The 25,856-nt window shown below is 53.6% G+C and carries 23 protein-coding genes and 5 tRNA genes; 26 read left to right on the plus strand and 2 right to left on the minus strand.

Annotated elements, in window-relative coordinates; all coding sequences use genetic code 11:
- Nucleotides 1–49: 49 nt before the first annotated feature.
- Nucleotides 50–1,339, minus strand: coding sequence for a citrate synthase (locus D9980_RS01715; protein WP_021805275.1), 1,290 nt, complete (start codon nt 1,337–1,339; stop codon nt 50–52).
- 646 nt (nt 1,340–1,985) lie between these two features.
- Between D9980_RS01715 and sdhC the strand changes: the two genes are divergently transcribed.
- The 26 genes from sdhC (at nt 1,986) to pnuC (ending at nt 24,837) form a co-directional block, all read left to right on the plus strand.
- On the plus strand, nt 1,986–2,375 hold the full coding sequence (gene sdhC / locus D9980_RS01720) for a succinate dehydrogenase cytochrome b556 subunit (RefSeq protein WP_121606212.1): 390 nt from the start codon (nt 1,986–1,988) through the stop codon (nt 2,373–2,375).
- Complete coding sequence (sdhD, locus tag D9980_RS01725) at nt 2,369–2,716, plus strand: succinate dehydrogenase membrane anchor subunit (RefSeq protein ID WP_024483148.1); 348 nt, start codon at nt 2,369–2,371, stop codon at nt 2,714–2,716. Before sdhC ends, sdhD begins: the two co-directional genes overlap by 7 nt.
- Entirely contained in the window at nt 2,717–4,483 is a 1,767-nt protein-coding gene (gene sdhA / locus D9980_RS01730; protein ID WP_121606213.1) for a succinate dehydrogenase flavoprotein subunit, read from the plus strand.
- Between the two features lie 16 nt (nt 4,484–4,499).
- A complete protein-coding gene (locus tag D9980_RS01735; RefSeq protein ID WP_021805271.1) occupies nt 4,500–5,216 on the plus strand; it encodes a succinate dehydrogenase iron-sulfur subunit in 717 nt (238 codons plus the stop codon).
- A gap of 254 nt (nt 5,217–5,470) precedes the next feature.
- Entirely contained in the window at nt 5,471–8,287 is a 2,817-nt protein-coding gene (gene sucA / locus D9980_RS01740) for a 2-oxoglutarate dehydrogenase E1 component (RefSeq protein ID WP_024483146.1), read from the plus strand.
- A 10-nt stretch (nt 8,288–8,297) separates the two neighbouring features.
- Nucleotides 8,298–9,512 carry a 2-oxoglutarate dehydrogenase complex dihydrolipoyllysine-residue succinyltransferase gene (odhB, locus tag D9980_RS01745; RefSeq protein ID WP_024483145.1) on the plus strand — a complete coding sequence of 405 codons (1,215 nt, stop codon included), beginning with the start codon at nt 8,298–8,300 and terminating at the stop codon, nt 9,510–9,512.
- Between the two features lie 119 nt (nt 9,513–9,631).
- A complete protein-coding gene (gene sucC, locus D9980_RS01750; protein WP_024483144.1) occupies nt 9,632–10,798 on the plus strand; it encodes an ADP-forming succinate--CoA ligase subunit beta in 1,167 nt (388 codons plus the stop codon).
- Nucleotides 10,798–11,670, plus strand: a complete 873-nt coding sequence (sucD, locus tag D9980_RS01755; RefSeq protein ID WP_024483143.1) for a succinate--CoA ligase subunit alpha — start codon at nt 10,798–10,800, stop codon at nt 11,668–11,670. Before sucC ends, sucD begins: the two co-directional genes overlap by 1 nt.
- Before the next feature lie 764 nt (nt 11,671–12,434).
- Nucleotides 12,435–14,003 (plus strand): cytochrome ubiquinol oxidase subunit I, encoded by a 1,569-nt coding sequence (gene cydA, locus D9980_RS01760; protein ID WP_065686441.1) that lies wholly within the window; start codon nt 12,435–12,437, stop codon nt 14,001–14,003.
- A 15-nt stretch (nt 14,004–14,018) separates the two neighbouring features.
- Nucleotides 14,019–15,158 (plus strand): cytochrome d ubiquinol oxidase subunit II, encoded by a 1,140-nt coding sequence (gene cydB / locus D9980_RS01765; protein WP_121606214.1) that lies wholly within the window; start codon nt 14,019–14,021, stop codon nt 15,156–15,158.
- Nucleotides 15,159–15,175: 17 nt separating this feature from the next.
- Nucleotides 15,176–15,289, plus strand: a complete 114-nt coding sequence (gene cydX, locus D9980_RS01770) for a cytochrome bd-I oxidase subunit CydX (RefSeq protein ID WP_021805265.1) — start codon at nt 15,176–15,178, stop codon at nt 15,287–15,289.
- A complete protein-coding gene (gene ybgE / locus D9980_RS01775) occupies nt 15,289–15,585 on the plus strand; it encodes a cyd operon protein YbgE (protein ID WP_024529346.1) in 297 nt (98 codons plus the stop codon). Before cydX ends, ybgE begins: the two co-directional genes overlap by 1 nt.
- Before the next feature lie 133 nt (nt 15,586–15,718).
- Nucleotides 15,719–16,126, plus strand: coding sequence for a tol-pal system-associated acyl-CoA thioesterase (ybgC, locus tag D9980_RS01780; protein WP_021805263.1), 408 nt, complete (start codon nt 15,719–15,721; stop codon nt 16,124–16,126).
- Entirely contained in the window at nt 16,123–16,806 is a 684-nt protein-coding gene (gene tolQ, locus D9980_RS01785) for a Tol-Pal system protein TolQ (RefSeq protein WP_024483139.1), read from the plus strand. The genes ybgC and tolQ overlap by 4 nt, the downstream gene beginning before the upstream one ends.
- A gap of 16 nt (nt 16,807–16,822) precedes the next feature.
- Nucleotides 16,823–17,251, plus strand: coding sequence for a colicin uptake protein TolR (gene tolR / locus D9980_RS01790; protein WP_021805261.1), 429 nt, complete (start codon nt 16,823–16,825; stop codon nt 17,249–17,251).
- A 78-nt stretch (nt 17,252–17,329) separates the two neighbouring features.
- Nucleotides 17,330–18,535 carry a cell envelope integrity protein TolA gene (tolA, locus tag D9980_RS01795; protein WP_121608927.1) on the plus strand — a complete coding sequence of 402 codons (1,206 nt, stop codon included), beginning with the start codon at nt 17,330–17,332 and terminating at the stop codon, nt 18,533–18,535.
- A gap of 132 nt (nt 18,536–18,667) precedes the next feature.
- The gene (tolB, locus tag D9980_RS01800; RefSeq protein WP_121606215.1) at nt 18,668–19,960 is read left to right on the plus strand and encodes a Tol-Pal system beta propeller repeat protein TolB; all 1,293 of its coding nucleotides are present in this window, start codon (nt 18,668–18,670) and stop codon (nt 19,958–19,960) included.
- 47 nt (nt 19,961–20,007) lie between these two features.
- A complete protein-coding gene (gene pal, locus D9980_RS01805; RefSeq protein WP_021805257.1) occupies nt 20,008–20,517 on the plus strand; it encodes a peptidoglycan-associated lipoprotein Pal in 510 nt (169 codons plus the stop codon).
- Between the two features lie 9 nt (nt 20,518–20,526).
- Nucleotides 20,527–21,330 carry a cell division protein CpoB gene (cpoB, locus tag D9980_RS01810; RefSeq protein WP_024483136.1) on the plus strand — a complete coding sequence of 268 codons (804 nt, stop codon included), beginning with the start codon at nt 20,527–20,529 and terminating at the stop codon, nt 21,328–21,330.
- A 193-nt stretch (nt 21,331–21,523) separates the two neighbouring features.
- A tRNA-Lys gene (locus D9980_RS01815) sits at nt 21,524–21,599 on the plus strand.
- Between the two features lie 153 nt (nt 21,600–21,752).
- Nucleotides 21,753–21,828: transfer RNA gene (locus D9980_RS01820), tRNA-Val, on the plus strand.
- 7 nt (nt 21,829–21,835) lie between these two features.
- Nucleotides 21,836–21,911, plus strand: a tRNA-Lys gene (locus D9980_RS01825).
- A gap of 166 nt (nt 21,912–22,077) precedes the next feature.
- Nucleotides 22,078–22,153 (plus strand) — tRNA-Lys (locus tag D9980_RS01830).
- 77 nt (nt 22,154–22,230) lie between these two features.
- Nucleotides 22,231–22,306: transfer RNA gene (locus tag D9980_RS01835), tRNA-Lys, on the plus strand.
- A 713-nt stretch (nt 22,307–23,019) separates the two neighbouring features.
- Nucleotides 23,020–24,081 carry a quinolinate synthase NadA gene (gene nadA / locus D9980_RS01840; protein WP_121606216.1) on the plus strand — a complete coding sequence of 354 codons (1,062 nt, stop codon included), beginning with the start codon at nt 23,020–23,022 and terminating at the stop codon, nt 24,079–24,081.
- A gap of 30 nt (nt 24,082–24,111) precedes the next feature.
- A complete protein-coding gene (gene pnuC, locus D9980_RS01845) occupies nt 24,112–24,837 on the plus strand; it encodes a nicotinamide riboside transporter PnuC (RefSeq protein WP_024530526.1) in 726 nt (241 codons plus the stop codon).
- 32 nt (nt 24,838–24,869) lie between these two features.
- On the opposite strand, the gene zitB is transcribed toward pnuC, so the two are convergent.
- Nucleotides 24,870–25,808, minus strand: a complete 939-nt coding sequence (gene zitB, locus D9980_RS01850; protein WP_121606217.1) for a CDF family zinc transporter ZitB — start codon at nt 25,806–25,808, stop codon at nt 24,870–24,872.
- Nucleotides 25,809–25,856 lie beyond the last annotated feature (48 nt).

Consider the following 25,856-nt stretch of genomic DNA (forward strand, 5'->3'; position numbering starts at 1 on the left):
GATTGGGTCATTAGCCGAGTTGGGGCGAATATGACGCCCCTGCTAAAGCTTACTTCTTAACCTGAGACTTGAACTCACGCTCGGCATAGCCGGTATACAGCTGACGTGGGCGGGCGATCTTGATGCCTTCGTCGTGCATTTCGTTCCAGTGGGCAATCCAGCCAATGGTACGGGCAATTGCGAAGATCACCGTAAACATGGAAGAAGGAATACCCATCGCTTTCAGGATGATACCTGAATAGAAATCGACGTTCGGGTACAGTTTCTTCTCTATGAAGTACGGGTCGTTCAACGCGATGTGTTCCAGCTCCATCGCGACCTGCAGCAGGTTGTCGTCTTTCTTGTTCAGTTCTTTCAGCACTTCGTGACAGGTTTCACGCATCACGGTGGCGCGTGGATCGTAGTTTTTGTACACGCGGTGGCCAAAGCCCATCAGACGGAACGAGTCATTCTTGTCTTTGGCGCGTTTGATGAACTCAGGGATGTGCTCAACGGTTTTGATTTCTTCGAGCATCTTCAGTGCCGCTTCGTTGGCACCGCCGTGCGCTGGCCCCCACAGGGAAGCGATACCGGCCGCGATACAGGCAAACGGGTTGGCACCTGATGAACCGGCGGTACGCACGGTGGAGGTGGACGCGTTCTGCTCATGGTCGGCATGCAGGATCAGAATACGATCCATGGCGCGTTCCAGCACCGGGTTCACCACGTACTCTTCGCAAGGTGTAGCAAACATCATGCGCAGGAAGTTACCGGCGTAGGACAGGTCGTTGCGTGGGTAAACAAACGGCTGGCCGAGAGAATACTTGTAACACATTGCTGCCACGGTAGGCATTTTGGACAGCAGGCGGAACGCGGTGATCTCACGGTGACGTTCATTGTTGACGTCCAGCGCATCGTGATAGAACGCAGCCAGGGCACCTGTCACGCCGCACAGCACCGCCATTGGGTGCGAGTCGCGGCGGAAACCACGGAACAGATGGGTGATCTGGTCGTGGATCATGGTGTGGCGGGTTACCGTGGTTTTGAAGGTTTCGAACTCTTCAGCGCTCGGGGTTTCGCCGTACAGCAGGATGTAGCACACCTCCAGATAGGAGGACTCTTTTGCCAACTGCTCAATCGGGAAGCCGCGGTGCAGCAGGATACCTTTGTCGCCGTCGATGAACGTGATTTTGGATTCACAGGAAGCGGTAGAAGTAAAGCCGGGATCAAATGTGAAATAACCTTTGGAGCCCAGGGCGCGTACGTCAATCACATCAGGGCCCAGTGAAGGGGTGAGTACGCCCAGTTCGATCGGAGCTTCGCCGTTGTTGATGCTTAGCGTCGCTTTCTTATCAGTCATTTACAGTCTCCTTAACGCCTTATTTTAAAAACCTCTAACAACTGAAATACCTTAAATCTCCGCAGGTTGCCCGCATTAAAGTCGAGCGAACGCTAACTCTGTGAGCGACAGCGCATTTGCGCCGGTAGGGGACAGAGTTTGCACCAGGCGAACAAGACGGGTTAGCAGCCGTTAACGATTCATCGGGATTCGTTATTTTCTTTTAATCATTACCTACGATCTGTTTGGAATGTTAACCACATACACTATCGCTACACTGTTGCATAACTTGTGCTTAGGGGGAAGTGTATCCGGTGACCGCTAGTGCATCATAGGGTTGATTGCTGCCCTATTTGTAATGGAAATGTTGATCTCTTGTCAAATCAGATAATTAATTTCGTGCTAAATGTAATAATCGTGATCTAAATCACTGTTCTGGGGAAATGTGACCAAAGGGATTGTATGGGAATTGTAATAAGAATGTGAACCTCCTATACTGCCGCCAGGTCTCCGGATTACCCTGAAGTAGGAGCACCCAGCGTTATCACTACGCGCCGTTTAAGCACTAGGATGTCGATGTTTGAGCGCGTGAGGTGTAAGAGTGAAAACTCTTGGACGCTGTCTGATCCCCACCCAGGTCCGGAGGAAGGAAAATAATAAGAGCTGTGTGGGCAAAACCGTGAAAAAACAAAGACCTGTCAATCTGGATCTGCAAACGATCCGGTTTCCTGTAACTGCGATAGCGTCCATCTTACACCGAGTCTCTGGCGTAATTACTTTCGTTGCCGTGGGCATTCTCCTCTGGCTGCTGGGTATCTCTCTCTCTTCTCAAGAGGGCTTCCTGCACGCTGCCTCCATCATGAATAGCTTCTTCGTGAAATTCATTTTCTGGGGGATCCTCACCGCGTTGGCCTATCACATTTGCGGTGGCATTCGTCACTTGTTAATGGATTTTGGCTATATCGAAGAGAGTTTAGCCGCAGGTACCCGTTCTGCCCAGGTGGCGTTCGGTCTGACCGTCGTGCTGTCAATTCTGGCTGGAGTCCTCGTATGGTAAGCAACGTTTCTGCATTAGGACGTAACGGCGTACACGACTGGTTGTTACTGCGTGCTTCCGCTATCGTCATCACCCTGTATGTTCTCTATATCCTGGGCTTCGTGGCTACGGCTCCGGACATCACCTATGAAATCTGGCGCGGTTTCTTCGCCACCTCCATTACGAAAGTATTCACCTTGCTGACATTGCTGTCGATCCTGGTTCACGCCTGGGTGGGAATGTGGCAGGTGCTGACGGACTATATCAAGCCACTGGCGTTACGCCTGGTGCTGCAACTGGCGATTGTCGTCACGTTGCTGGTCTATTTACTGTACGGAACAATCGTAGTGTGGGGTGCTTAAATGAAACTGCCAATCAGAGAGTTTGATGCAGTTGTTATCGGTGCTGGTGGCGCAGGTATGCGCGCGGCGCTGCAGATTTCCCAGGCGGGCTCAACCTGTGCCCTGCTTTCCAAAGTATTCCCGACCCGTTCCCATACCGTGTCTGCACAAGGCGGCATTACCGTAGCCTTGGGCAATAACCACGAAGACAACTGGGAATGGCATATGTACGACACGGTGAAAGGTTCCGACTATATCGGTGACCAGGACGCCATTGAATATATGTGTAAAACCGGCCCGGAAGCGATTCTGGAGTTGGAACACATGGGCCTGCCGTTCTCCCGTCTGGACGATGGCCGCATTTATCAACGCCCGTTTGGCGGCCAGTCACTGAACTTTGGTGGTGAGCAGGCGGCCCGTACCGCTGCGGCGGCAGACCGTACCGGTCACGCGTTGTTGCACACCCTTTATCAGCAGAACCTGAAAAACCACACCACCATCTTCTCCGAGTGGTATGCGCTGGATCTGGTGAAAAACCAGGATGGTGCGGTAGTCGGTACCACCGCTATCTGTATCGAAACCGGTGAAGTCGTGTACTTCAAGGCCAAGGCAACCATTCTGGCTACCGGTGGGGCAGGCCGTATTTACCAATCCACCACCAACGCCCACATCAATACCGGTGACGGTGTCGGTATGGCGCTGCGTGCCGGTGTACCGGTGCAGGATATGGAAATGTGGCAGTTCCACCCAACCGGTATTGCCGGGGCTGGCGTACTGGTCACCGAGGGGTGCCGCGGTGAAGGTGGTTACCTGCTGAACAAACATGGCGAACGTTTCATGGAACGTTATGCGCCAAATGCCAAAGATCTGGCGGGCCGTGACGTTGTGGCACGTTCGATCATGATTGAGATCCGTGAAGGCCGCGGCTGTGACGGTCCATGGGGCCCACATGCCAAGCTGAAACTGGATCACCTGGGCAAAGACGTGCTGGAGTCCCGCCTGCCGGGCATTCTGGAGCTTTCCCGTACCTTCGCTCACGTCGATCCGGTGAAAGAGCCGATCCCGGTCATTCCAACCTGCCACTATATGATGGGCGGTATTCCGACCAAAGTGACTGGCCAGGCGCTGACTGTGAACGAGAAAGGCGAAGACGTGGTGATCCCGGGCCTGTTCGCGGTAGGCGAAATTGCCTGCGTATCGGTACATGGCGCCAACCGTCTGGGTGGCAACTCGCTGCTGGATCTGGTGGTGTTTGGTCGCTCTGCCGGTATGCACCTGCAAGAGTCGTTGGCAGAGCAGGGCGAAAGCCGCGAAGCCAGCGAATCGGACGTCGAAGCTTCGCTGGATCGTCTGAACCGTTGGAACAACACCCGTTCTGGTGAAGATCCGGTGGAGATCCGTAAGGCACTGCAATCCTGTATGCAGCATAACTTCTCGGTGTTCCGCGAAGGTGATGCGATGGCGAAAGGATTGGAAGAGCTGAAAGTGATCCGTGAACGTCTGAAGAACGCACGCCTGGATGATACCTCCAGCGAATTCAACACCCAGCGCATCGAATGCCTGGAGTTGGATAACTTGATGGAGACCGCGTATTCCACCGCCGTGTCGGCCAACTTCCGTACCGAGAGCCGTGGCGCGCATAGCCGCTTCGACTACCCGGAGCGTGACGATGCCAACTGGCTGTGCCATTCGCTGTATCTGCCGCAATCGGAAAGCATGACGCGTCGTGAAGTGAACATGCAACCGAAGCTGCGCGCGGCATTCCCGCCGAAAGTGCGTTCTTACTAATTGCGGAGCTCGATTGATGAAACTTGAATTCTCTATCTATCGTTACAATCCGGATGTTGATAGCGCCCCGCATATGCAGGACTACAGCCTGGAAGCGGAAGAAGGTCGTGACATGATGCTGCTGGATGCGTTGATCCAGCTGAAAGAAAAGGACCCGACCTTATCTTTCCGCCGCTCTTGCCGTGAAGGCGTGTGCGGTTCAGACGGCATCAATATGAACGGTAAGAACGGTCTGGCCTGTATCACCCCGGTCTCGTCGTTGCGTAAAGGCAACAACAAGATTGTGATCCGCCCGCTACCGGGGTTACCGGTGGTGCGCGATCTGGTGGTGGATATGGGGCAGTTCTATACCCAGTATGAAAAGATCAAGCCGTTCTTGATTAATGATGGCAAGAATCCTCCGGCGCGTGAGCACCTGCAAACGCCGGATCAGCGGGAAAAACTGGATGGATTGTACGAATGTATTCTCTGTGCCTGTTGCTCCACCTCTTGCCCATCGTTCTGGTGGAACCCTGACAAGTTTGTTGGCCCGGCCGGTCTGTTAGCGGCGTACCGCTTCCTGATCGACAGCCGTGATACGGAAACTGAAGCACGATTGGACGATCTGAACGACGCTTTCAGTGTTTTCCGCTGCCATAGCATTATGAATTGTGTCAGTGTATGTCCTAAGGGCTTGAATCCGACCCGTGCAATTGGTCATATCAAGTCTATGCTGCTGCAACGCGGCGCATAAACAGAACGAGATGCTGCGCCGGTGGCTTTACCGGCGCACATCCCAAGAGGGGATCTCTAAAAACTGACCCGTGATTGTGGTTAAAGGCAATCAGGTTTGTCCCGCCGGTTTTTAGAGGTTCCTTGTATGGGGCCGCAAGGTCCAAAACAGAACGTGCACTTGTATAAGCACGTCTAGTGAACCGTTAAGCGTACCATTACGGTAATTATGTTAACCACGGCGAAAACTGAAGCTTTAAAGCTTAAGGGATCAAAATGCAGAACGGCGCAATGAAGGCCTGGCTGGATTCCTCCTATCTGGCGGGCGCGAACCAGTCCTACATAGAGCAGCTCTATGAAGACTTTTTAACCGATCCGAGTTCCGTTGAAGATAGTTGGCGTTCGATTTTCCAGCAACTACCAACTGCGGGTGTCAAACCCGATCAGCTCCACTCCCAAACGCGAGATTACTTCCGCCGCCTGGCGAAAGATTCTGCTCGTTATAACACCACCATCAACGATCCTGAAACCGATGCCAAGCAGGTCAAGGTATTGCAGCTGATCAACGCCTTCCGCTTCCGTGGGCATCAGCACGCTAACCTCGACCCGTTAGATCTGTGGAAACAGGAGCGCGTTCCCGATCTCGATCCGGCGTACCACAACCTGACCGAAGCCGACTTCCAGGAAACCTTCAACGTGGGTTCTTTTGCCATCGGCAAAGAAACCATGAAGCTGAGCGATCTGTACGCGGCGCTGAAGCAGACCTACTGCGGTTCGATCGGTGCCGAGTATATGCACATCACCAACACCGAAGAGAAACGCTGGATCCAGCAGCGCATTGAATCGGTAGCGGGGCGTGCCAGCTTCACCACCGATGAGAAACGCCGTTTCCTGAGCGAACTGACAGCAGCCGAAGGGCTGGAACGTTACCTGGGTGCCAAATTCCCTGGGGCCAAACGCTTCTCGCTGGAAGGTGGCGACGCGTTGGTGCCGATGCTGAAAGAAATGGTGCGTCACGCGGGCAAAAACGGCACGCGTGAAGTGGTGCTGGGTATGGCCCACCGTGGCCGTCTGAACGTGTTGATCAACGTGCTGGGTAAAAAACCGGCCGACCTGTTCGACGAGTTTGCCGGCAAGCATAAAGAACACCTGGGCACCGGTGACGTGAAATATCACCAGGGCTTCTCTTCCGACGTGGAAACCGAAGGCGGCATGGTTCACCTGGCGCTGGCGTTTAACCCGTCGCACCTGGAAATCGTCAGCCCGGTTGTCATGGGGTCTGTACGTGCCCGCCGTGACCGTCTGGACGAAGCGCGCAGCAACATGGTTCTGCCAATCACCATTCATGGTGACGCAGCAATCACCGGGCAGGGCGTGGTTCAGGAAACCCTGAACATGTCGCAGGCTCGCGGTTATGAAGTGGGCGGCACGGTGCGTATCGTCATCAACAACCAGGTTGGTTTCACTACCTCCAACCCGTTGGACGCGCGTTCCACCCAATACTGTACCGATATCGCCAAGATGGTGCAGGCTCCAATTTTCCACGTGAATGCCGATGATCCGGAAGCGGTGGCCTTTGTCACCCGCCTGGCGTTGGATTTCCGTAACACCTTTAAACGTGACGTGATGATCGACCTGGTCTGCTACCGTCGCCATGGGCATAACGAGGCCGATGAGCCAAGTGCAACCCAGCCGGTGATGTATCAGAAGATCAAGAAACACCCAACGCCACGCAAACTCTACGCTGACGTGCTGACCGAACAGAAGGTTGCCAGCCTGGAAGATGCCACGGAAATGGTCAACCTGTATCGCGATGCTCTCGATCGCGGTGACTGCGTGGTTGAAGAGTGGCGTCCGATGAACCTGCACTCCTTCACCTGGTCGCCATACCTGAACCATGAATGGGACGAAGAGTACCCAAGCAAGGTTGAGATGAAGCGCCTGCAGGAACTGGCTCGCCGCATCAGCAGCGTACCGGAAGCGATCGAAATGCAGTCGCGCGTCGCGAAAATCTACGGCGATCGTGCCGAGATGGCCGCAGGCAACAAACCGTTCGACTGGGGCGCAGCGGAAACGCTGGCTTACGCCACCATGGCTGATGAAGGCATCCCGATCCGTATTTCTGGTGAAGATGCTGGCCGTGGCACCTTCTTCCACCGTCATGCGGTGGTGCACAACCAGAAAAATGGTTCTGTCTATGTCCCGCTGGCGAATATCCACAGCGGCCAGGGCGAATTCAAAGTCTGGGACTCGGTGCTGTCTGAAGAAGCCGTTCTGGCATTTGAATATGGCTACGCCACCGCAGAGCCGCGCACCCTGACCATCTGGGAAGCGCAGTTTGGTGACTTTGCCAACGGTGCTCAGGTAGTGATCGACCAGTTCATCAGCTCCGGTGAGCAGAAATGGGGCCGTATGTGTGGCCTGGTTATGCTGCTGCCGCACGGTTACGAAGGCCAGGGCCCAGAGCACTCCTCTGCACGTCTGGAACGTTACCTGCAGCTGTGTGCAGAACAGAACATGCAGGTGTGCATCCCATCCACTCCGGCACAGGTCTACCATATGCTGCGCCGTCAGGCGTTGCGCGGTATGCGCCGTCCGCTGGTGGTGATGTCACCGAAGTCCTTGCTGCGTCATCCGCTGGCAGTCTCTTCCCTGGAAGAACTGGCAAATGGCACCTTCCAACCGGCCATCGGCGAAATTGACGAGCTGGATGCCAAAGCGGTGAAACGCGTGGTGCTGTGTTCTGGTAAGGTTTATTACGATCTGCTGGAACAACGCCGCAAGAACGACCAGAAAGACGTGGCCATCGTACGTATCGAGCAACTGTATCCGTTCCCGCATCAGGCCGTTCAAGCGGTATTGGAACAGTATGCCCACGTGCATGATTTCGTCTGGTGTCAGGAAGAGCCGTTGAACCAGGGCGCCTGGTATTGCAGCCAACACAATTTCCGTGAAGTGATCCCGTTTGGGGCCTCTTTACGTTACGCAGGACGTCCAGCCTCTGCCTCTCCGGCGGTAGGTTATATGTCCGTACACCAGAAGCAGCAGCAGGCTCTGGTGAATGACGCGCTGAATATTGAAGAAAAAATTTAAAGGAAAGCTAATGAGTAGCGTAGATATTCTGGTTCCTGACCTCCCTGAATCCGTTGCCGATGCGACCGTCGCCACCTGGCATAAAAAACCGGGTGATACCGTTCAGCGTGACGAAGTGCTGGTTGAGATTGAAACCGACAAAGTTGTATTGGAAGTGCCAGCCAGTGAAGCCGGTGTACTGGAAGCGATCCTGGAAGACGAAGGCGCAACCGTGACTTCACGTCAGCTTCTCGGGCGTATCCGTCAGGGTGACAGCTCTGGCAAGCCGACCGAAGCGAAAGCTCAGAGCGTTGAGTCAACTCCGGCACAGCGCGCAACCGCCAGCCTGGAAGAAGAGAACAACGACGCACTCAGCCCGGCGATCCGCCGCCTGATTGCCGAACACGATCTCGATGCTGCCGCCATCAAAGGCAGCGGCGTGGGGGGCCGTATCACGCGTGAAGACGTAGAAGCGCACCTGGCTGCCAGCAAGAAAGCGGCACCGGCAGCAGCCCCAGCGGCAGCACCTCAGCCAGCCTTGGGCGGCCGTAGCGAAAAACGTGTTCCTATGACCCGCCTGCGCAAACGCGTGGCCGAGCGCCTGTTGGAAGCGAAGAACAGCACCGCGATGCTGACCACCTTCAACGAAATCAACATGCAGCCGATCATGGATCTGCGTAAGCAGTACGGCGAAGCCTTCGAAAAACGCCACGGTGTACGTCTGGGCTTTATGTCCTTCTACATCAAAGCGGTAGTCGAAGCGCTGAAACGCTTCCCGGAAGTGAACGCCTCTATCGACGGTAGCGATGTGGTTTACCACAACTACTTCGATATCAGCATTGCGGTATCAACCCCGCGTGGCCTGGTAACCCCGGTACTGCGTGACGTTGATTCCATGAGCATGGCGGACATCGAGAAGAAAATCAAAGAGCTGGCGATCAAAGGCCGTGACGGCAAATTGACCGTGGAAGAGCTGACTGGCGGTAACTTCACCATTACCAACGGCGGCGTGTTCGGTTCATTGATGTCTACCCCGATCATCAACCCACCGCAGAGCGCCATTCTGGGTATGCACGCCATCAAGGATCGCCCAATGGCGGTCAATGGTCAGGTCGTGATCCAGCCGATGATGTATCTGGCTCTGTCTTACGATCATCGTCTGATCGATGGCAAAGAGTCGGTGAGTTATCTGGTGACGGTGAAAGACATGCTGGAAGATCCGGCTCGTCTGCTGCTGGACGTTTAATCCCTGCAAGGGCGCGGTTTTTGCCGCGCCCACACCCTGTGCTATGTGGCCGATAAGTCATGCGGAATACCGCGAAAGTGACCCGGCTAAAACTTTCTGACCTGAATGGATAGAACATCATGAATTTACACGAATATCAGGCAAAACAGCTGTTTGCTCGGTATGGCATGCCAGCACCAACCGGTTACGCCTGTACCACTCCGCGTGAAGCAGAAGAAGCCGCATCTAAAATCGGCTCCGGCCCGTGGGTGGTAAAATGTCAGGTTCATGCTGGCGGCCGTGGTAAAGCTGGTGGCGTTAAAGTCGTTAACAGCAAAGAAGATATCCGTGCTTTTGCCGAAGCCTGGCTGGGTAAACGCCTGGTGACCTACCAGACCGATGCGCTGGGCCAGCCGGTTCACCAGATCCTGGTAGAAGCGGCCACCGACATCGACAAAGAGCTGTATCTGGGTGCGGTAGTTGACCGTGCCAGCCGTCGCGTAGTGTTTATGGCTTCCACCGAAGGCGGCGTTGAAATTGAGAAAGTTGCGGAAGAGACCCCGGAACTGATCCACAAAATGACCATCGATCCACTGGCAGGCCCACAGCCTTACCAGGGTCGTGAGCTGGCGTTCAAACTGGGCCTGACCGGTAAGCAAGTCGGTCAATTTGCCAAAATCTTTATGGGTCTGGCAACGCTGTTCCTGGAGCGCGATCTGGCGATGGTTGAGATCAACCCGCTGGTAGTGACCAAGCAGGGCGATCTGATCTGCCTGGATGGTAAGCTGGGTGCTGATGGCAACGCCCTGTTCCGCCAGTCCGAACTGCGTGAAATGCGTGACCTTTCTCAGGAAGATGAGCGTGAATCCCGTGCGGCCCAGTGGGAACTGAACTATGTCGCCCTCGACGGTAACATCGGTTGTATGGTGAACGGTGCCGGTCTGGCGATGGGTACCATGGACATCGTGAAACTGCACGGTGGCGAACCAGCCAACTTCCTGGATGTGGGCGGTGGCGCGACCAAAGAGCGCGTGACCGAAGCCTTCAAAATCATCCTGTCTGACGACAAGGTTAAAGCGGTACTGGTTAACATCTTCGGTGGCATCGTGCGTTGCGATCTGATCGCCGACGGTATCATTGGCGCGGTAGCTGAAGTGGGCGTTAACGTCCCGGTGGTAGTGCGCTTGGAAGGGAACAACGCCGAACTGGGCGCCAAGAAACTGGCGGACAGCGGTTTGAATATCATTGCTGCGACCAGCCTGACTGATGCGGCTCAGCAAGTTGTTGCGGCAGTGGAGGGTAAATAATGTCCATTTTAATCGATAAGAACACCAAAGTAATCTGCCAGGGTTTCACCGGTAGCCAGGGTACCTTCCACTCCGAACAAGCTATCGCTTACGGCACCAAAATGGTGGGTGGCGTGACTCCGGGCAAAGGCGGTACTCAGCACCTGGGTCTGCCAGTGTTCAACACCGTGCGTGAGGCTGTTGAAGCGACCGGCGCTACCGCGTCTGTTATCTACGTGCCAGCGCCATTCTGCAAAGATTCCATTCTGGAAGCTATCGATGCAGGCATCAAACTGATCATCACCATCACCGAAGGCATCCCGACCCTGGATATGCTGACCGTGAAAGTGAAGCTGGATGAAGCCGGCGTGCGCATGATCGGCCCGAACTGCCCTGGTGTGATCACCCCAGGCGAATGCAAGATCGGTATCATGCCTGGCCATATTCACCTGCCAGGCAAGGTGGGCATCGTTTCCCGTTCAGGTACCCTGACCTATGAAGCGGTAAAACAAACCACTGACGCCGGTCTGGGGCAGTCTACCTGCGTCGGTATCGGTGGTGACCCGATCCCGGGTTCCAACTTTATCGATATCCTGAAGTTGTTCCAGGAAGATCCACAGACCGAAGCTATCGTGATGATCGGTGAGATTGGCGGCAGCGCTGAAGAAGAAGCGGCGGCCTATATCAAAGAGCACGTCACCAAGCCGGTAGTCGGTTATATCGCCGGTGTTACTGCACCGAAAGGCAAGCGTATGGGCCATGCTGGCGCCATCATTGCCGGCGGCAAAGGGACTGCGGATGAGAAGTTCGCGGCACTGGAAGCGGCAGGGGTGAAAACCGTACGCAGCCTGGCTGATATCGGTGATGCAGTGAAGGCGATCCTGAATCGTTAGTACCGTATAGCAAATAATAATATCTCGACATGTTTGGCCGCCTTTGGGCGGCCTTTTTTATGTATGTCACTGAGAGAGAAGGGCGTTTTGCAAGGCATTGTTGCGGGAGGTGAGAGCTGATCACTCAATGCTTGCAGGTTCTGGGATCAACCTCGCAACATGGTCTATGATTACTTAGCAAAAAGCAGATTTGTGAGTTAACTCACTGCAATTGCCATTGAAAATAAAAAGTTAATATCTATCGAATGGTAATGCTGAAGTAATACAATTGGAGGTATTTTAAATTACATTTATTTAACACAAAGATATCAATAAAAAACAATTAAACCATTGCTTAACATGGGCGCTGGGAAATTACAGCAAAATGTGTAATGAGCCTAGCAATAATATGCAGATAGGCTTAAATTGTTTTAGATCAATATTGGCCTGGCTACCTATTTAGGCTGATTTTTGACCTGTAGCCAAAAGTCCAACCTGCGTCACGCAAATACCTATTTATTGTATGGGCTTTGGCGAGTATCATGCCATTGTGTAATTATGGATGGTTGATCTTGTTGCATTTGTTACCCGCTGTCGGTTTTCATTGGTGCGTTTTGCTCCCGCCCCTCGTGGTCTGGCTCTGAACGTACGGTTGAAAGCGGAGAGGCTGGATCAAATTTTGTTGTGTTTAAGGGCATTCACTGCGGGGCGTTACCGGCTACTCTTTCGGGAGTAATACCGATAACCGCAAGTCGGAGTCTTCCTGCGAGGAGCAAGGAGTCAAGATGTTTGATATTGTCGAACTGTCGCGCTTACAGTTTGCTTTAACGGCGATGTACCACTTCCTATTTGTCCCATTAACGCTGGGTATGGCGTTTTTGCTGGCAATTATGGAAACGGTATATGTGCTGTCCGGCAAACAAATTTATAAAGATATGACCAAATTCTGGGGCAAGTTATTTGCAATCAACTTTGCTCTGGGTGTGGCCACCGGGTTGACCATGGAGTTCCAGTTCGGGACCAACTGGTCGTACTTCTCTCATTACGTCGGTGACATCTTCGGGGCCCCGCTGGCTATCGAAGGTCTGATGGCGTTCTTCCTGGAATCGACGCTGGTCGGTCTGTTCTTCTTCGGCTGGGATCGCCTGAGCAAGATCCAGCACATGACGGTCACCTGGTTTGTTGCCCTAGGCTCAAACCTGTCTGCGTTGTGGATCCTGGTCGCCAACGGATGGATGCAAAACCCAATCGCCTCCGACTTCAACTTTGAAACCATGCGTATGGAGATGCTCAGCTTCTCCGAGCTGGTCTTCAACCCGGTTGCACAGGTGAAGTTCGTTCACACCGTAGCTTCTGGCTACACCACCGGCGCGATGTTCGTGCTGGGTATCAGCTCTTACTATCTGCTGAAAGGGCGTGACGTTGCTTTTGCCAAGCGTTCGTTCGCTATTGCTGCCAGCTTCGGTATGGCTGCTATCCTTTCCGTTATCGTGCTGGGTGATGAATCCGGTTACGAAATGGGGGACGTGCAGAAAACCAAACTGGCTGCCATTGAAGCCGAATGGGAAACTCAACCGGCTCCGGCCGCATTTACCCTGTTCGGTATTCCGAACCAGGAGAAAATGGAGAACTCCTTCGCGATTCAAATTCCTTGGGCGCTCGGCCTGATTGCTACCCGTTCTATCGACACCCCGGTTATCGGCCTGCGCGATTTGATGGCACAGCACCAGGTGCGTATCCGTAACGGTATGAAGGCTTACCAACTGCTGGAAGAGCTGCGTGGCGGTAATACCGATCCGGCAGTGCGTACCGCATTCAACGATACCAAACAGGATCTTGGCTACGGCATGCTGCTCAAGCGCTATACCGAAAACGTCACCGACGCAACGGAAGCACAGATCCAGCAGGCAACCAAAGACTCTATCCCGCGCGTTGCTCCACTGTACTTCGCCTTCCGTATCATGGTGGCCTGTGGTGTGCTGATGCTGTTTATTATCGGCCTGTCATTCTTGAGCGTAGTACGTGGTCGTATCGGTCAGAAGAAATGGCTGCTTCGCGCTGCGCTGTTCGGCCTGCCATTACCTTGGATTGCCGTTGAAGCGGGCTGGTTCGTGGCGGAGTATGGCCGTCAGCCGTGGGCGATAGGTGAGGTGCTGCCAACCGCAGTCGCCACCTCTTCGCTGACCGCAGGCGACATTCTGTTCTCGATGGGGCTGATATGCGGCTTGTACACCCTGTTCCTGGTGGCTGAAATGTACCTGATGTTCAAGTTTGCACGTCTGGGTCCAAGCAGCCTGAAAACTGGCCGCTACCACTTTGAACAACCGACTGCCGCCGTGCAGGAAGCGCGCTAAACAGGAGTCCAAGATATGTTTGATTACGAAGTACTGCGATTTATCTGGTGGCTCCTGGTTGGCGTCCTGCTGATCGGTTTCGCCGTCACCGACGGTTTCGATATGGGTGTCGGTATTCTGATGCGCATCATCGGTAAAACCGATACCGAGCGCCGGGTAATGATCAACGCCATTGCCCCGCACTGGGACGGTAACCAGGTGTGGTTGATCACCGCCGGTGGTGCATTGTTCGCCGCCTGGCCAATGGTCTACGCTGCCGCGTTCTCTGGTTTCTATGTGGCCATGATCCTGGTGCTGGCTGCCTTGTTCTTCCGCCCGGTCGGTTTTGACTACCGCTCGAAGCTGGAAAACAGCACCTGGCGTAACATGTGGGACTGGGGCATCTTTGTCGGTAGCTTCGTGCCTGCGGTGGTGTTCGGCGTGGCGTTCGGTAACCTGTTACAGGGCGTACCGTTCCATATCGATGAATATCTGCGTCTGTTCTATACCGGCAACTTCTTCCAACTGTTGAACCCGTTTGGTTTGCTGGCCGGTATTATCAGCCTGACCATGCTGGTGACTCAGGGGGCAACCTACCTGCAGATGCGTACCACTGCCGAGATTCACCTGCGCTCACGCGCTGCGGCGCAGATTTCTGCGCTGGTGATGGGCGTATGCTTCCTGTTGGCGGGTATCTGGCTGGTGAAAGGTATCGACGGTTTCGTGATCACCTCAGCACTGGATACGGCAGCGGAATCCAACCCACTGCGTAAAGAAGTGGCTCATCAGGCGGGTGCCTGGTTGATCAACTTCAATAAGTATCCATCCCTGTGGGCACTGCCGGCGTTGGGCGTGGTTCTGCCACTGTTCACTATCCTGTTTGCCCGTTTGGACAAAGCTGCGATGGCGTTCCTGAGTTCATCACTGACGATTGCCTGTGTGATCCTGACGGCTGGGGTAACCATGTTCCCGTTCGTTATGCCATCAAGCACCGTGCCTAACGTCAGCCTGACCATGTGGGATGCGACTTCCAGCCTGTTCACGCTGCAGGTGATGACCGTTGTTGCCATTATCTTCGTGCCAATCGTTCTGGCGTACACCGCTTGGGCGTACTACAAAATGTTTGGTCGCCTGGATAAGAACTTCATCGAAAAAAATAAGCATTCGCTGTACTAAGCAAAAGGAGCTAAACCATGTGGTATTTTGCCTGGATCCTCGGAACGCTTCTTGCCTGTGCCTTCGGTATCATCACGGCGCTGGCGCTTGAGCACAGTGAAGATTCAAAAGCGCAGCAAGACGGTAAGTGATGAGTTCGTCACTGGTGGATAAGCTGTACGCTATCACCGACAAGGGCCCGGTTCGGGCCCTTTCATTGGTGCTGGCGGTGATTTTGGCGGGATGTATCTTCTGGGATCCTAGCCGTTTTGCAGCACGTACCAGCTCGTTAGAGATCTGGCAGGGCATCTTGCTGATCTGGGCGGTATGTGCGGGCATCATTCACGGTGTCGGCTTTCGGCATCAGAGCACGTTTTGGCGTGCATTTTTCGCGCCATTACCTGCAATTGTGATCCTGGCCGCAGGATTACTTTACGTTTCTTTATAATCTATTACGCATCCCCCCTGTTATGGGCCGTTCAGGCCCATAATTATTTTCATTCCCATTCAGTAACCCATTCCCAACCCGATCCGTCTTGCGTATAGTAGCAAGCGTTCAATTGCCTTGGTTTGGAAGTCTCGTGAGTAATAAGTTGTTTCGATGGCCGGTTCGTGTTTACTTTGAAGACACCGATGCCGGTGGTGTGGTCTACCATGCCCGTTACGTCGCTTTTTATGAAAGAGCGCGCACCGAGATGCTGCGTCAACATAACTTTCATCAACAGCAGCTGCTCAGTGAAGAACATGTCGCTTTCGCTGTCCGGCGTATGACGGTGGATTATCTGTCACCAGCTCGTCTTGACGATCTGCTGGAAGTGCAGAGCAAAATCACCTCAATACGCGGGGCTTCTCTTACGTTTGCTCAACGCATTGTTAATTCTGACGGTACTCTCTTGAGTCAGGCCGATGTATTGATTGCATGCATTGATCCACACCAAATGAAGCCGATAGCGCTTCCTAAGTCTATTGTCGCGGAGTTTAAGCAGTGACTGACATGAACATCCTAGATCTATTCTTGAAGGCGAGCCTGCTGGTCAAGTTTATCATGCTGATTTTGATATGCTTTTCAGTGGCTTCTTGGGCGATTATCATCCAGCGGACCCGCATCCTCAATGCGGCCACTCGCGACGCCGAAGCCTTTGAAGACAAATTCTGGTCTGGTATCGAGCTTTCCCGTCTGTATCAGGAAAGCCAGGCGCGTCGCGATAGCCTGACTGGCTCAGAGCAGATTTTCCATTCCGGTTTCAAAGAGTTCGCCCGTTTGCACCGCGCTAACAGCCATGCGCCGGAGTCGGTGATCGAAGGCGCAACGCGTGCGATGCGTATTTCGATGAATCGTGAGCTGGAAACGCTGGAAAACCATATTCCTTTCCTCGGCACCGTGGGTTCCATCAGCCCGTATATCGGCCTGTTTGGTACCGTGTGGGGGATCATGCACGCCTTTATCGCCTTGGGCGCGGTAAAACAAGCCACCTTGCAGATGGTTGCACCGGGTATCGCCGAAGCGTTGATCGCCACGGCCATCGGTCTGTTTGCCGCGATCCCTGCCGTTATGGCCTATAACCGCCTAAACCAGCGCGTTAACAAGCTTGAGCAGAATTACGACAACTTTATGGAAGAGTTCACCGCTATTCTGCATCGTCAGGCCTTCTCCAGCGACAGCAAATAAGAAGTAGGAGGGTAGCATGGCGAGAGTTCGTGGTCGTAACAAGCGTGAGCTGAAGTCGGAAATCAACATTGTTCCGCTGCTGGACGTCTTGTTGGTGCTGTTGCTGATCTTTATGGCAACCGCGCCAATCATCACCCAAAGCGTTGAAGTTGATTTGCCTGATGCCACCGATTCCAAGACGGTGTCCAGCGACGATAATCCACCGGTGATCCTGGAAGTTTCCGGCGTAGGTCAGTACACCCTGGTGGTTGATCACAACCGTATGGAGCTGTTGCCGCCTGAGCAGGTGGCGGCCGAAGCCAAGTCGCGTCTGGCAGCTAATCCGAAGACGGTGTTTTTGATCGGTGGGGCCAAGGAAGTACCGTACGATGAGATTATCAAGGCATTGAATATTCTGCATCAGGCGGGTGTCGCTTCCGTAGGGTTGATGACCCAGCCAATCTAACCGTAAGGTCAGTGGCAACCCGGTTCCTGCCCTGTGGCGCAGGAACCCCGTTTAAGCAGCAGTTTTTGGGATTCTATTTTGGTAAAGGCAACTGAGCAAAATGATAAGCTGAACCGCTCCGTGATTGTATCGGTGGTTCTGCACATTCTATTGATTGCCCTGTTGATTTGGGGTTCGCTGTACGAAAATACTGAAATGAGTAGTGCAGGCGGCGGCGGTGACGGTTCCGTGGTCGGGGCCGTGATGGTCGATCCAGGGGCGGTGGTAGAACAGTACAATCGCCAACAGCAACAGAGCAGCGATGCACAGCGTGCAGAAAAGCAGCGCCAGAAGAAGGCGGAGCAGCAGGCTGAAGAGCTGCAGCAGAAGCAGGCGGCGGAACAGCAGCGCCTGAAAGAACTGGAACAAGAGCGTTTGGCCGCGCAGGAAAAAGCCGCGCAGGACGCCAAGGCACAGGCCGAACAGCAGAAGAAAGCCGCTGAACAGCAACAGCAGGCCGCTGAGCAGCAGAAAGCAGCAGAAGCCGCTGCGGCGAAGGCCAAAGAACAACAGAAGGCAGCTGAGCAAGCTGCGGCGAAAGCCAAAGCCGAGGCGGATAAAATAGCCAAGGCGCAGGCAGACGCACAGAAGAAAGCCGAAGCGGAAGCCAAGAAAGAAGCTGTCGCTGCCGCCGCTGCTAAAAAGCAGGCGGAAGAGGCGAAGAAAGAAGCCGCCGCGGCCGCTGAACAGAAAGCAGCTGAGGCTGCAGAGAAGAAAGCCGCTGCCGACGCTGAGAAAAAAGCTGCCGCAGAAGAAGCGAAAAAAGCCGCCGCTGCCGAGAAGGCTGCTGCCGCCAAGAAAGCCGCAGATGCCAAGAAGAAGGCCGCTGAAGCCGCTAAACAGTCTGCTGATGTAGATGATTTATTTGGTAGCTTGGCCGATGGTAAAAACGCGCCGAAAGGTGGCGGTGCCAAGGCAAAAGGTGACGCAGCCAAGGCGAAAGGTGAGGGTAATGCCAAGACTGCGGGGACAAGCGGTGCAGATACAGCGGCTTATGAAAATCAGATTAAGATGGCTATCCAGAATAAATTCTATGATTCCGGTTTGTATGCTGGCAAAACCTGTGATTTGCGTATCAAGCTTGAATCGGACGGTTTCTTAAGTAAGGTGGAAGCTGTTGGTGGTGATCCTGCCTTGTGCCAAGCAGCCGTTGCCGCTGCCAACCAAGCGCGTATTCCCAAACCGCCAAGTGATGCTGTTTATCAGAAAGTTAAGAATGCGATTATAGTATTTAATCCAAAATAATGATTGTCTTTACCAAGTAAAACGCATGGATGTACCAAGGTAACCAACAGGGAATATGTAGTGTTGTTGGCGTTGGTTTGTTAAAATTCTGCTAAATTATCGCAGGCATACCGCCTGGATAAGGGAGATGAGATGAAGCAGGCATTTCGAGTAGCGTTAGGTCTTTTAGTTCTGTGGGCATCCGTGCTGCACGCGGAAGTTCGCATTGAAATCACCCAAGGGGTCGACTCAGCTCGCCCGATTGGCGTGGTGCCATTTAAATGGGTGGGCCCAGGCACGCCTCCGGAAGATGTTGGCCAGATCGTTGGCGCAGATCTCCGTAACAGTGGCAAATTCAACCCGATTGATGTGGCACGTATGCCGCAGCAGCCTACCACCGCGTCTGAAGTAACGCCGGCGGCCTGGACTGCGCTGGGCATCGATGCCGTAGTGGTTGGCCAGGTTCAGCCTGGTGCCGACGGCAGCTATCTGGTTTCCTACCAACTGGTCGATACTTCAGGTTCGCCTGGCACCGTATTGGCACAAAACCAGTTTAAAGTGACCAAACAGTGGCTGCGTTATGCGGCTCATACCGCCAGCGATGGGGTATTTGAGAAGCTGACCGGCATCAAGGGCGCATTCCGTACCCGCATCGCTTACGTGGTGCAGACCAACGGCGGGAAATTCCCGTACGAACTGCGCGTATCGGATTACGACGGCTTTAACCAGGTTCCAGTACATCGTTCACCAGAGCCACTGATGTCACCAGCCTGGTCGCCGGATGGCAGCAAACTGGCCTACGTGACTTTTGAGAGCGGTAAATCAGCGCTGGTGATCCAGAATCTGTCTGATGGCGCTATCCGTCAGGTAGCTTCATTCCCACGTCATAACGGTGCTCCTGCTTTCTCTCCAGACGGTAGCCGCCTTGCATTCGCGCTGTCTAAAACTGGCAGCCTGAACCTGTACGTGATGAACCTGGGCTCTGGCCAAATCAGCCAGATCACCGATGGCCGTAGCAACAACACCGAACCAAGCTGGTTCCCAGATGGTCAATCTCTGGCTTATACCTCTGACCAGGGCGGTCGCCCACAGATTTATAAGGTTGGTGCCAACGGCGGCGCACCACAGCGTCTGACCTGGGAAGGTGCCCAGAATCAGGACTCTGATGTCAGCTTCGACGGTAAATTCCTGGTGATGGTGAGCTCCAATAATGGGGTTCAGCATATCGCCAAACAAGATCTCGGATCGGGAGCCGTTCAAATGTTAACGGACACGTTCCTGGATGAAACGCCTAGTATCGCACCAAACGGCACCATGGTGATCTATAGCTCCACGCAAGGTATGGGCTCCGTGCTGCAGTTGGTATCGACTGATGGGCGCTTCAAAGCGCGTCTTCCGGCAACCGATGGACAGGTCAAATTCCCTGCCTGGTCGCCGTATCTGTGATGCATGTTTAAAATATGTATGGCAAAAACTATAAAAGGATCAAAGAAATGCAACTGAACAAAGTGCTGAAAGGGCTTCTGCTGGCACTGCCAGTTCTGGCTGTAGCAGCTTGTAGTTCTAACAAAAGCGCTAATAACGATCAATCCGGTATGGGCGCTGGCACTGGTACAGAAAACGGCAGCAGCAACCTGTCTTCTGAAGAACAAGCACGTCTGCAGATGCAAGAACTGCAACGTAACAACATTGTTTACTTCGGCCTGGACAAATATGACGTCAGCTCTGAGTTCGCTCAGATGCTGGATGCGCATGCTGCTTTCCTGCGTAACAACCCATCCTACAAAGTGACTGTTGAAGGTCACGCGGATGAGCGCGGCACGCCAGAATACAACATCGCTCTGGGTGAGCGTCGTGCTAATGCAGTTAAAATGTACCTGCAAGGCAAAGGCGTTTCTGCTGACCAAATCTCTATCGTTTCTTACGGTAAAGAAAAACCAGCAGTACTGGGCCACGACGAAGCAGCCTATGCTAAAAACCGTCGTGCCGTTCTGGTTTACTAAGAGAATCGCATGAACAGTAACTTCAGACGTCACTTGTTGAGTCTGGCGTTACTGGTTGGCGTAGCGGTCCCATGGGCCGCTACTGCCCAAGCGCCAATCAGTAATGTCGGGTCCGGCTCGGTCGAAGACCGTGTCACATCACTTGAGCGTATCAGTAATGCTCAGGGCCAGCTTTTGAACCAACTCCAGCAACAACTCTCTGACAACCAACGCGATATCGATACGCTCCGTGGGCAGATCCAGGAAAGTCAGTATCAGTTGAATCAGGTGGTTGAACGCCAGAAACAGATCTATCAACAGATGGATAGCCTTAGCCAGGGTGGCGCACAGAATTCCGCTGGTGCAGCAGCAGGGGCCGCAGGTGGTACAGCCGCCGCGGCGTCTTCTGACGGCGCTGGCAGCGCTCCTGCGGGTGCGACAGCCGCTGCGGCTAGTACGGGCGATGAAAACAGCGACTACAACGCCGCTGTTTCACTGGCGCTGGAAAAAAAGCAGTATGACCAGGCGATCTCCGCTTTTCAGGCTTTCATAAAGCAGTATCCGAAATCCAATTACCTGCCTAATGCCAACTATTGGCTGGGCCAGTTGTACTACAACAAGGGTAAGAAGGAAGACGCGGCATACTATTATGCAGTGGTGGTTAAGAGTTACCCAAAATCACCCAAGGCGCCGGACGCAATGTATAAAGTTGGGGTGATCATGCAGGAAAAAGGGCAGGCTGATAAAGCCAAAGCCGTTTACCAGCAGGTGATCAAATCGTACCCGACCAGCGATGCGGCCAAGCAGGCCAAGAAACGCGAAGCGAGTTTGTAAGTAAAAATCGAGCCCAGAAGTTAGTCGATTTGACCGAATTCTGGGCTCATTCGCGTGAAGAACAAGCAGTTGAACCTATTGCGCCAAAATTTAGGTTGCGCTGCTGAGATAAATTAGTAATATATGCCGCCGTTGCCAAGACAACTTGCAAGATGTTAAAGCAGCTAGGAAATTAGTAGTAAACCACGACAGTGGGTCGTTAGCTCAGTTGGTAGAGCAGTTGACTTTTAATCAATTGGTCGCAGGTTCGAATCCTGCACGACCCACCAATTCTTAATGAGTTGGTAAAGCTGGAATCGTGAAGGATGAGAACCGTCAAAGGTTCGAGCCGACCGTAGGGAGACCACGGCATGGCCGCTAATCCTGCACGACCCACCAATTCATAGTGAATTGGTAATGAGTGGAGTAGTAACCACGACAGTGGGTGATTAGCTCAGTTGGTAGAGCATCTCCTTTACACGGAGGGGGTCGGCGGTTCGAGCCCGTCATCACCCACCACTACAGTGGGTCGTTAGCTCAGTTGGTAGAGCAGTTGACTTTTAATCAATTGGTCGCAGGTTCGAATCCTGCACGACCCACCATTTTTAAGATTTATTTGTGAGTCAAATCGTGAGGATGAGAACCGTTAAAAGTTCGAGCCGAGCGAAGCGAGACAACGGCAATAGCCGTTAATCCTGCCAGACCCACCATTATGTGCATTCGAGTCCTTCCTCGTTGCTATCGTATTAAGAAGTAAACCACGTCAGTGGGTCGTTAGCTCAGTTGGTAGAGCAGTTGACTTTTAATCAATTGGTCGCAGGTTCGAATCCTGCACGACCCACCAATTCTTGATGAATTGGTAAAGCATTGCAGTCGAGTCCCTCTCGTTGCTAACGCGGTTCAGCAGTAAACCACATCAGTGGGTCGTTAGCTCAGTTGGTAGAGCAGTTGACTTTTAATCAATTGGTCGCAGGTTCGAATCCTGCACGACCCACCATCTTCAAGAATTCTCAGTAATCAAATCCCAGCAATAAAATTGCATATCGCACCAGTCGTGTAGGTGAGATCCTGCGCTCAGGTTCGAGTCTCGCTTGCGAGACAACGGCGGCAGCCGGTCATCCTGCCAGACCCACCATCTTAAAAATTCCAAAGTACTAAACTCCAGCGCACCATATCGCACCAGTCGTGCGGGTGAGATCCTGCGTTCAGGTTCGAGTCTCGCTTGCGAGACAACGGCGGCGGCCGGTCATCCTGCCAGACCCACCATCTTAAAGAATTCTCAATAATAAAATCCCAGCAATAAAATCGCATATTGCACCAGTCGTGCGGGTGAGATCCTGCGCTCAGGTTCGAGTCTCGCTTGCGAGACAACGGCGGCAGCCGGTCATCCTGCCAGGCCCACCAGTTCTTGAATCGTACTCCCGTCTAACTTGCCTTTAATTCCTCAACACTTAATCTCGCCAATTTATCGGTCAGGTGGGCGCTGCATGCTGCGCCCCTACTTTGCTCAGCCTGTGTATTGCCAGCCGCCACTCCCTTTTACAACCCAAAATTTCAGCCCATTAAACAAATCTGCCCATAGCAAGAAATGTTCAGCGACTTTTAGCTAAAAATTAGGTATTTTGTTTAGTATATAAAACGAGGCGGTTGAGCAAGCGGCAAGATACAGCCTAAAAAGCAGACCCACAGCCTAGCATAGAGATAACAGCGATGAGTGAAATGTTTGATGTCAATGCGGCAATATATCCATTCCCGCCGAAACCGGTGCCGTTAGACGTCGCAGAGAAGGCTTTTTATCGGCAGAAGATCAAAACCTTGCTCAAGCAGCGTGATGCGGTCCTGGTAGCCCATTACTACACCGATCAGGAGATCCAGGCACTGGCCGAAGAGACTGGTGGCTGTGTCGCCGATTCACTGGAGATGGCGCGTTTCGGCAGCCAACATCCTGCGTCTACTTTGCTGGTTGCTGGCGTGCGTTTTATGGGGGAAACGGCCAAAATCCTCAGCCCGGAAAAACAGGTGCTGATGCCAACGCTGCATGCCGAGTGCTCGCTGGACCTCGGTTGTCCTGAGGCGGAGTTTGCCGCGTTCTGCGACAGCCATCCTGATCGGACAGTGGTGGTTTACGCCAATACCTCAGCAGCCGTCAAAGCGCGTGCCGATTGGGTGGTCACTTCCAGCATTGCCGTTGAGCTGATTGAACATCTCGATAGCCTGGGGGAGAAAATCATCTGGGCGCCGGATCGCCATCTGGGCAACTATGTGCAGAAGCAGACCGGCGCAGACGTACTATGCTGGCAGGGGGCCTGTATCGTCCATGACGAGTTTAAAACCCAGGCACTGATACGTATGAAAGCCCTATATCCGGAGGCCGCGATACTGGTGCATCCAGAGTCACCGCAGGCGACTGTCGATCTGGCTGATGCCGTCGGTTCGACCAGCCAACTGATCCAGGCGGCGGTAACCTTGCCCAACCGGCAACTGATCGTGGCCACCGATCGCGGTATCTTCTACAAGATGCAGCAAGCTTGTCCGGATAAAGAACTGTTTGAAGCCCCTACTGCCGGCGAGGGGGCCACCTGTCGCAGCTGTGCCCACTGCCCGTGGATGGCGATGAACGGCCTGAAGGCCATTGCCGAAGGGTTGGAACAAGGCGGTTCACAGCATGAGATTTTTGTTGATGGCGCACTGCGTGAGCAGGCGCTTATTCCGCTCAACCGCATGCTGGACTTTGCAGCGCAGTTGAAAATGCAGGTTAAAGGCAACGCCTGAATCCAGGCTGACGTTTTATAAGGAAGACATATGAGCTTTTTCAGCACTGGCAACATTCTGGTCCATATTCCGATTGGTGCAGGGGGGTATGACCTGTCGTGGATTGAGGCCATCGGTACGCTGTTTGGTTTACTCTGTATCTGGTATGCCAGCAAAGAGAAAATCATCAACTATCTGTTTGGGCTGATCAACGTCACGCTGTTTGCGGTGATCTTCTTTCAGATCCAACTGTACGCCAGCCTGTTGCTGCAACTGTTTTTCTTCGTGGCCAATATTTACGGCTGGTACGCCTGGAGCCGCCAGACGCAGGATAATCAGGCGGAATTGCAGATCCGTTGGTTGCCACTGCCTAAAGCATTGGCATGGGGGGCGGTGTGCGTGGTTGGTATCGCGTTGATGACGTTTAATATCGACCGGGTATTTGCCTACCTGACACAAATTGCGGTGGCGGTCATGCAGGGGCTGGGTCTTAACGTACAGATGCCAGAACTGCAACCGGACGCTTTCCCGTTCTGGGATTCTGCCATGATGGTGCTGTCTATCGTCGCCATGATCCTTATGACGCGAAAATACGTCGAAAACTGGCTGCTGTGGGTAGTGATTGATGTGATCAGCGTGGCGATCTTTGCTTACCAGGGCGTGTACGCCATGGCGCTGGAATACGTCATTTTGACGCTGATTGCGCTCAATGGCTCTTGGCTATGGATACGCAGCGCCGCGAAGAATCACTCCCAACCGCTTTCTTCAGCACCTTAGTACGCCAGGGGCGCAACAAGCACCCCTGGATGTTAATGATGATGCCCCAGATGGCCGGAGTGTGAGTGGTCACTCGCAATGCCGCAGTCAGGGGTATCACAATGCTGGTACTCCATCTGGATCGTCGCATGGCCAATCTGGTAATGCTCCAGCAAATAGGCCTGGATTCGGCGTAACAGACCGTCATGATCGTGGGGTGGGATCACCTGGGCGTGGAGCGTCATCAGCTTTTGTTCGCCAATCTGCCAGACATGCACGTGATGGATGTTACGCACTTCCGGAATATTCAGGCACAAATCCTTTTGCAGTTTATTGATATCTACCTCCTGCGGTGTTCCCTCCAGCAGTTCATGGAAACTCTCCTTCAGCAGGCGCCAGGCGCTGCGCAATACCAGGCAGGAAACCAGGACCGAGAGTATCGGATCGATGGGGGTCCAGCCGGTAGTGAGAATGATGATGGCTGCTGCGATCGCCCCAACTGAGCCGAGCAGGTCGCCAAGAACATGTAGGGCGGCGGCACGCACGTTGATATTTTTCTCTTCATTGCCGCGGTGCAGCAGCCAGAAGGCGAACAGGTTAGCCAGCAGACCCGCTACGGCGATCACCAGCATTGGGGTACCCATCACTGGCTGTGGTTCGAAGAAACGCCGTACGGCTTCCCACAGGATGAATACGACGATCAGCAGTAATGCGGCAGCATTGATAAAGGCGGCCAAGGTGGTCAGGCGCAGATAGCCAAAAGTATGGCGGGCGTTGGGTTTTCGCTGTGAGAAGTGCACCGCCATCAACGCGACGAGCAGGGCTGCGGAGTCCGTCAGCATATGCCCGGCGTCTGCCAGCAGCGCCAGTGAGCCAGAAAGTAATCCGCCCACGGCCTCGACAACCATGAAGAGGGTGGTGACTAAAAATGCGGCTAGTAGGCGCTTACTGTTGCCGTCTTTAGGCTGATGGACATGGGAAGCTCCAGACATTACTTATCCTTTTGCAAAATTTGTCGGGTGCCAAAGTCTAAGTTTGGC

Source organism: Serratia sp. 3ACOL1 (genome assembly GCF_003668775.1).
GTDB lineage: Bacteria > Pseudomonadota > Gammaproteobacteria > Enterobacterales > Enterobacteriaceae > Chania > Chania fonticola.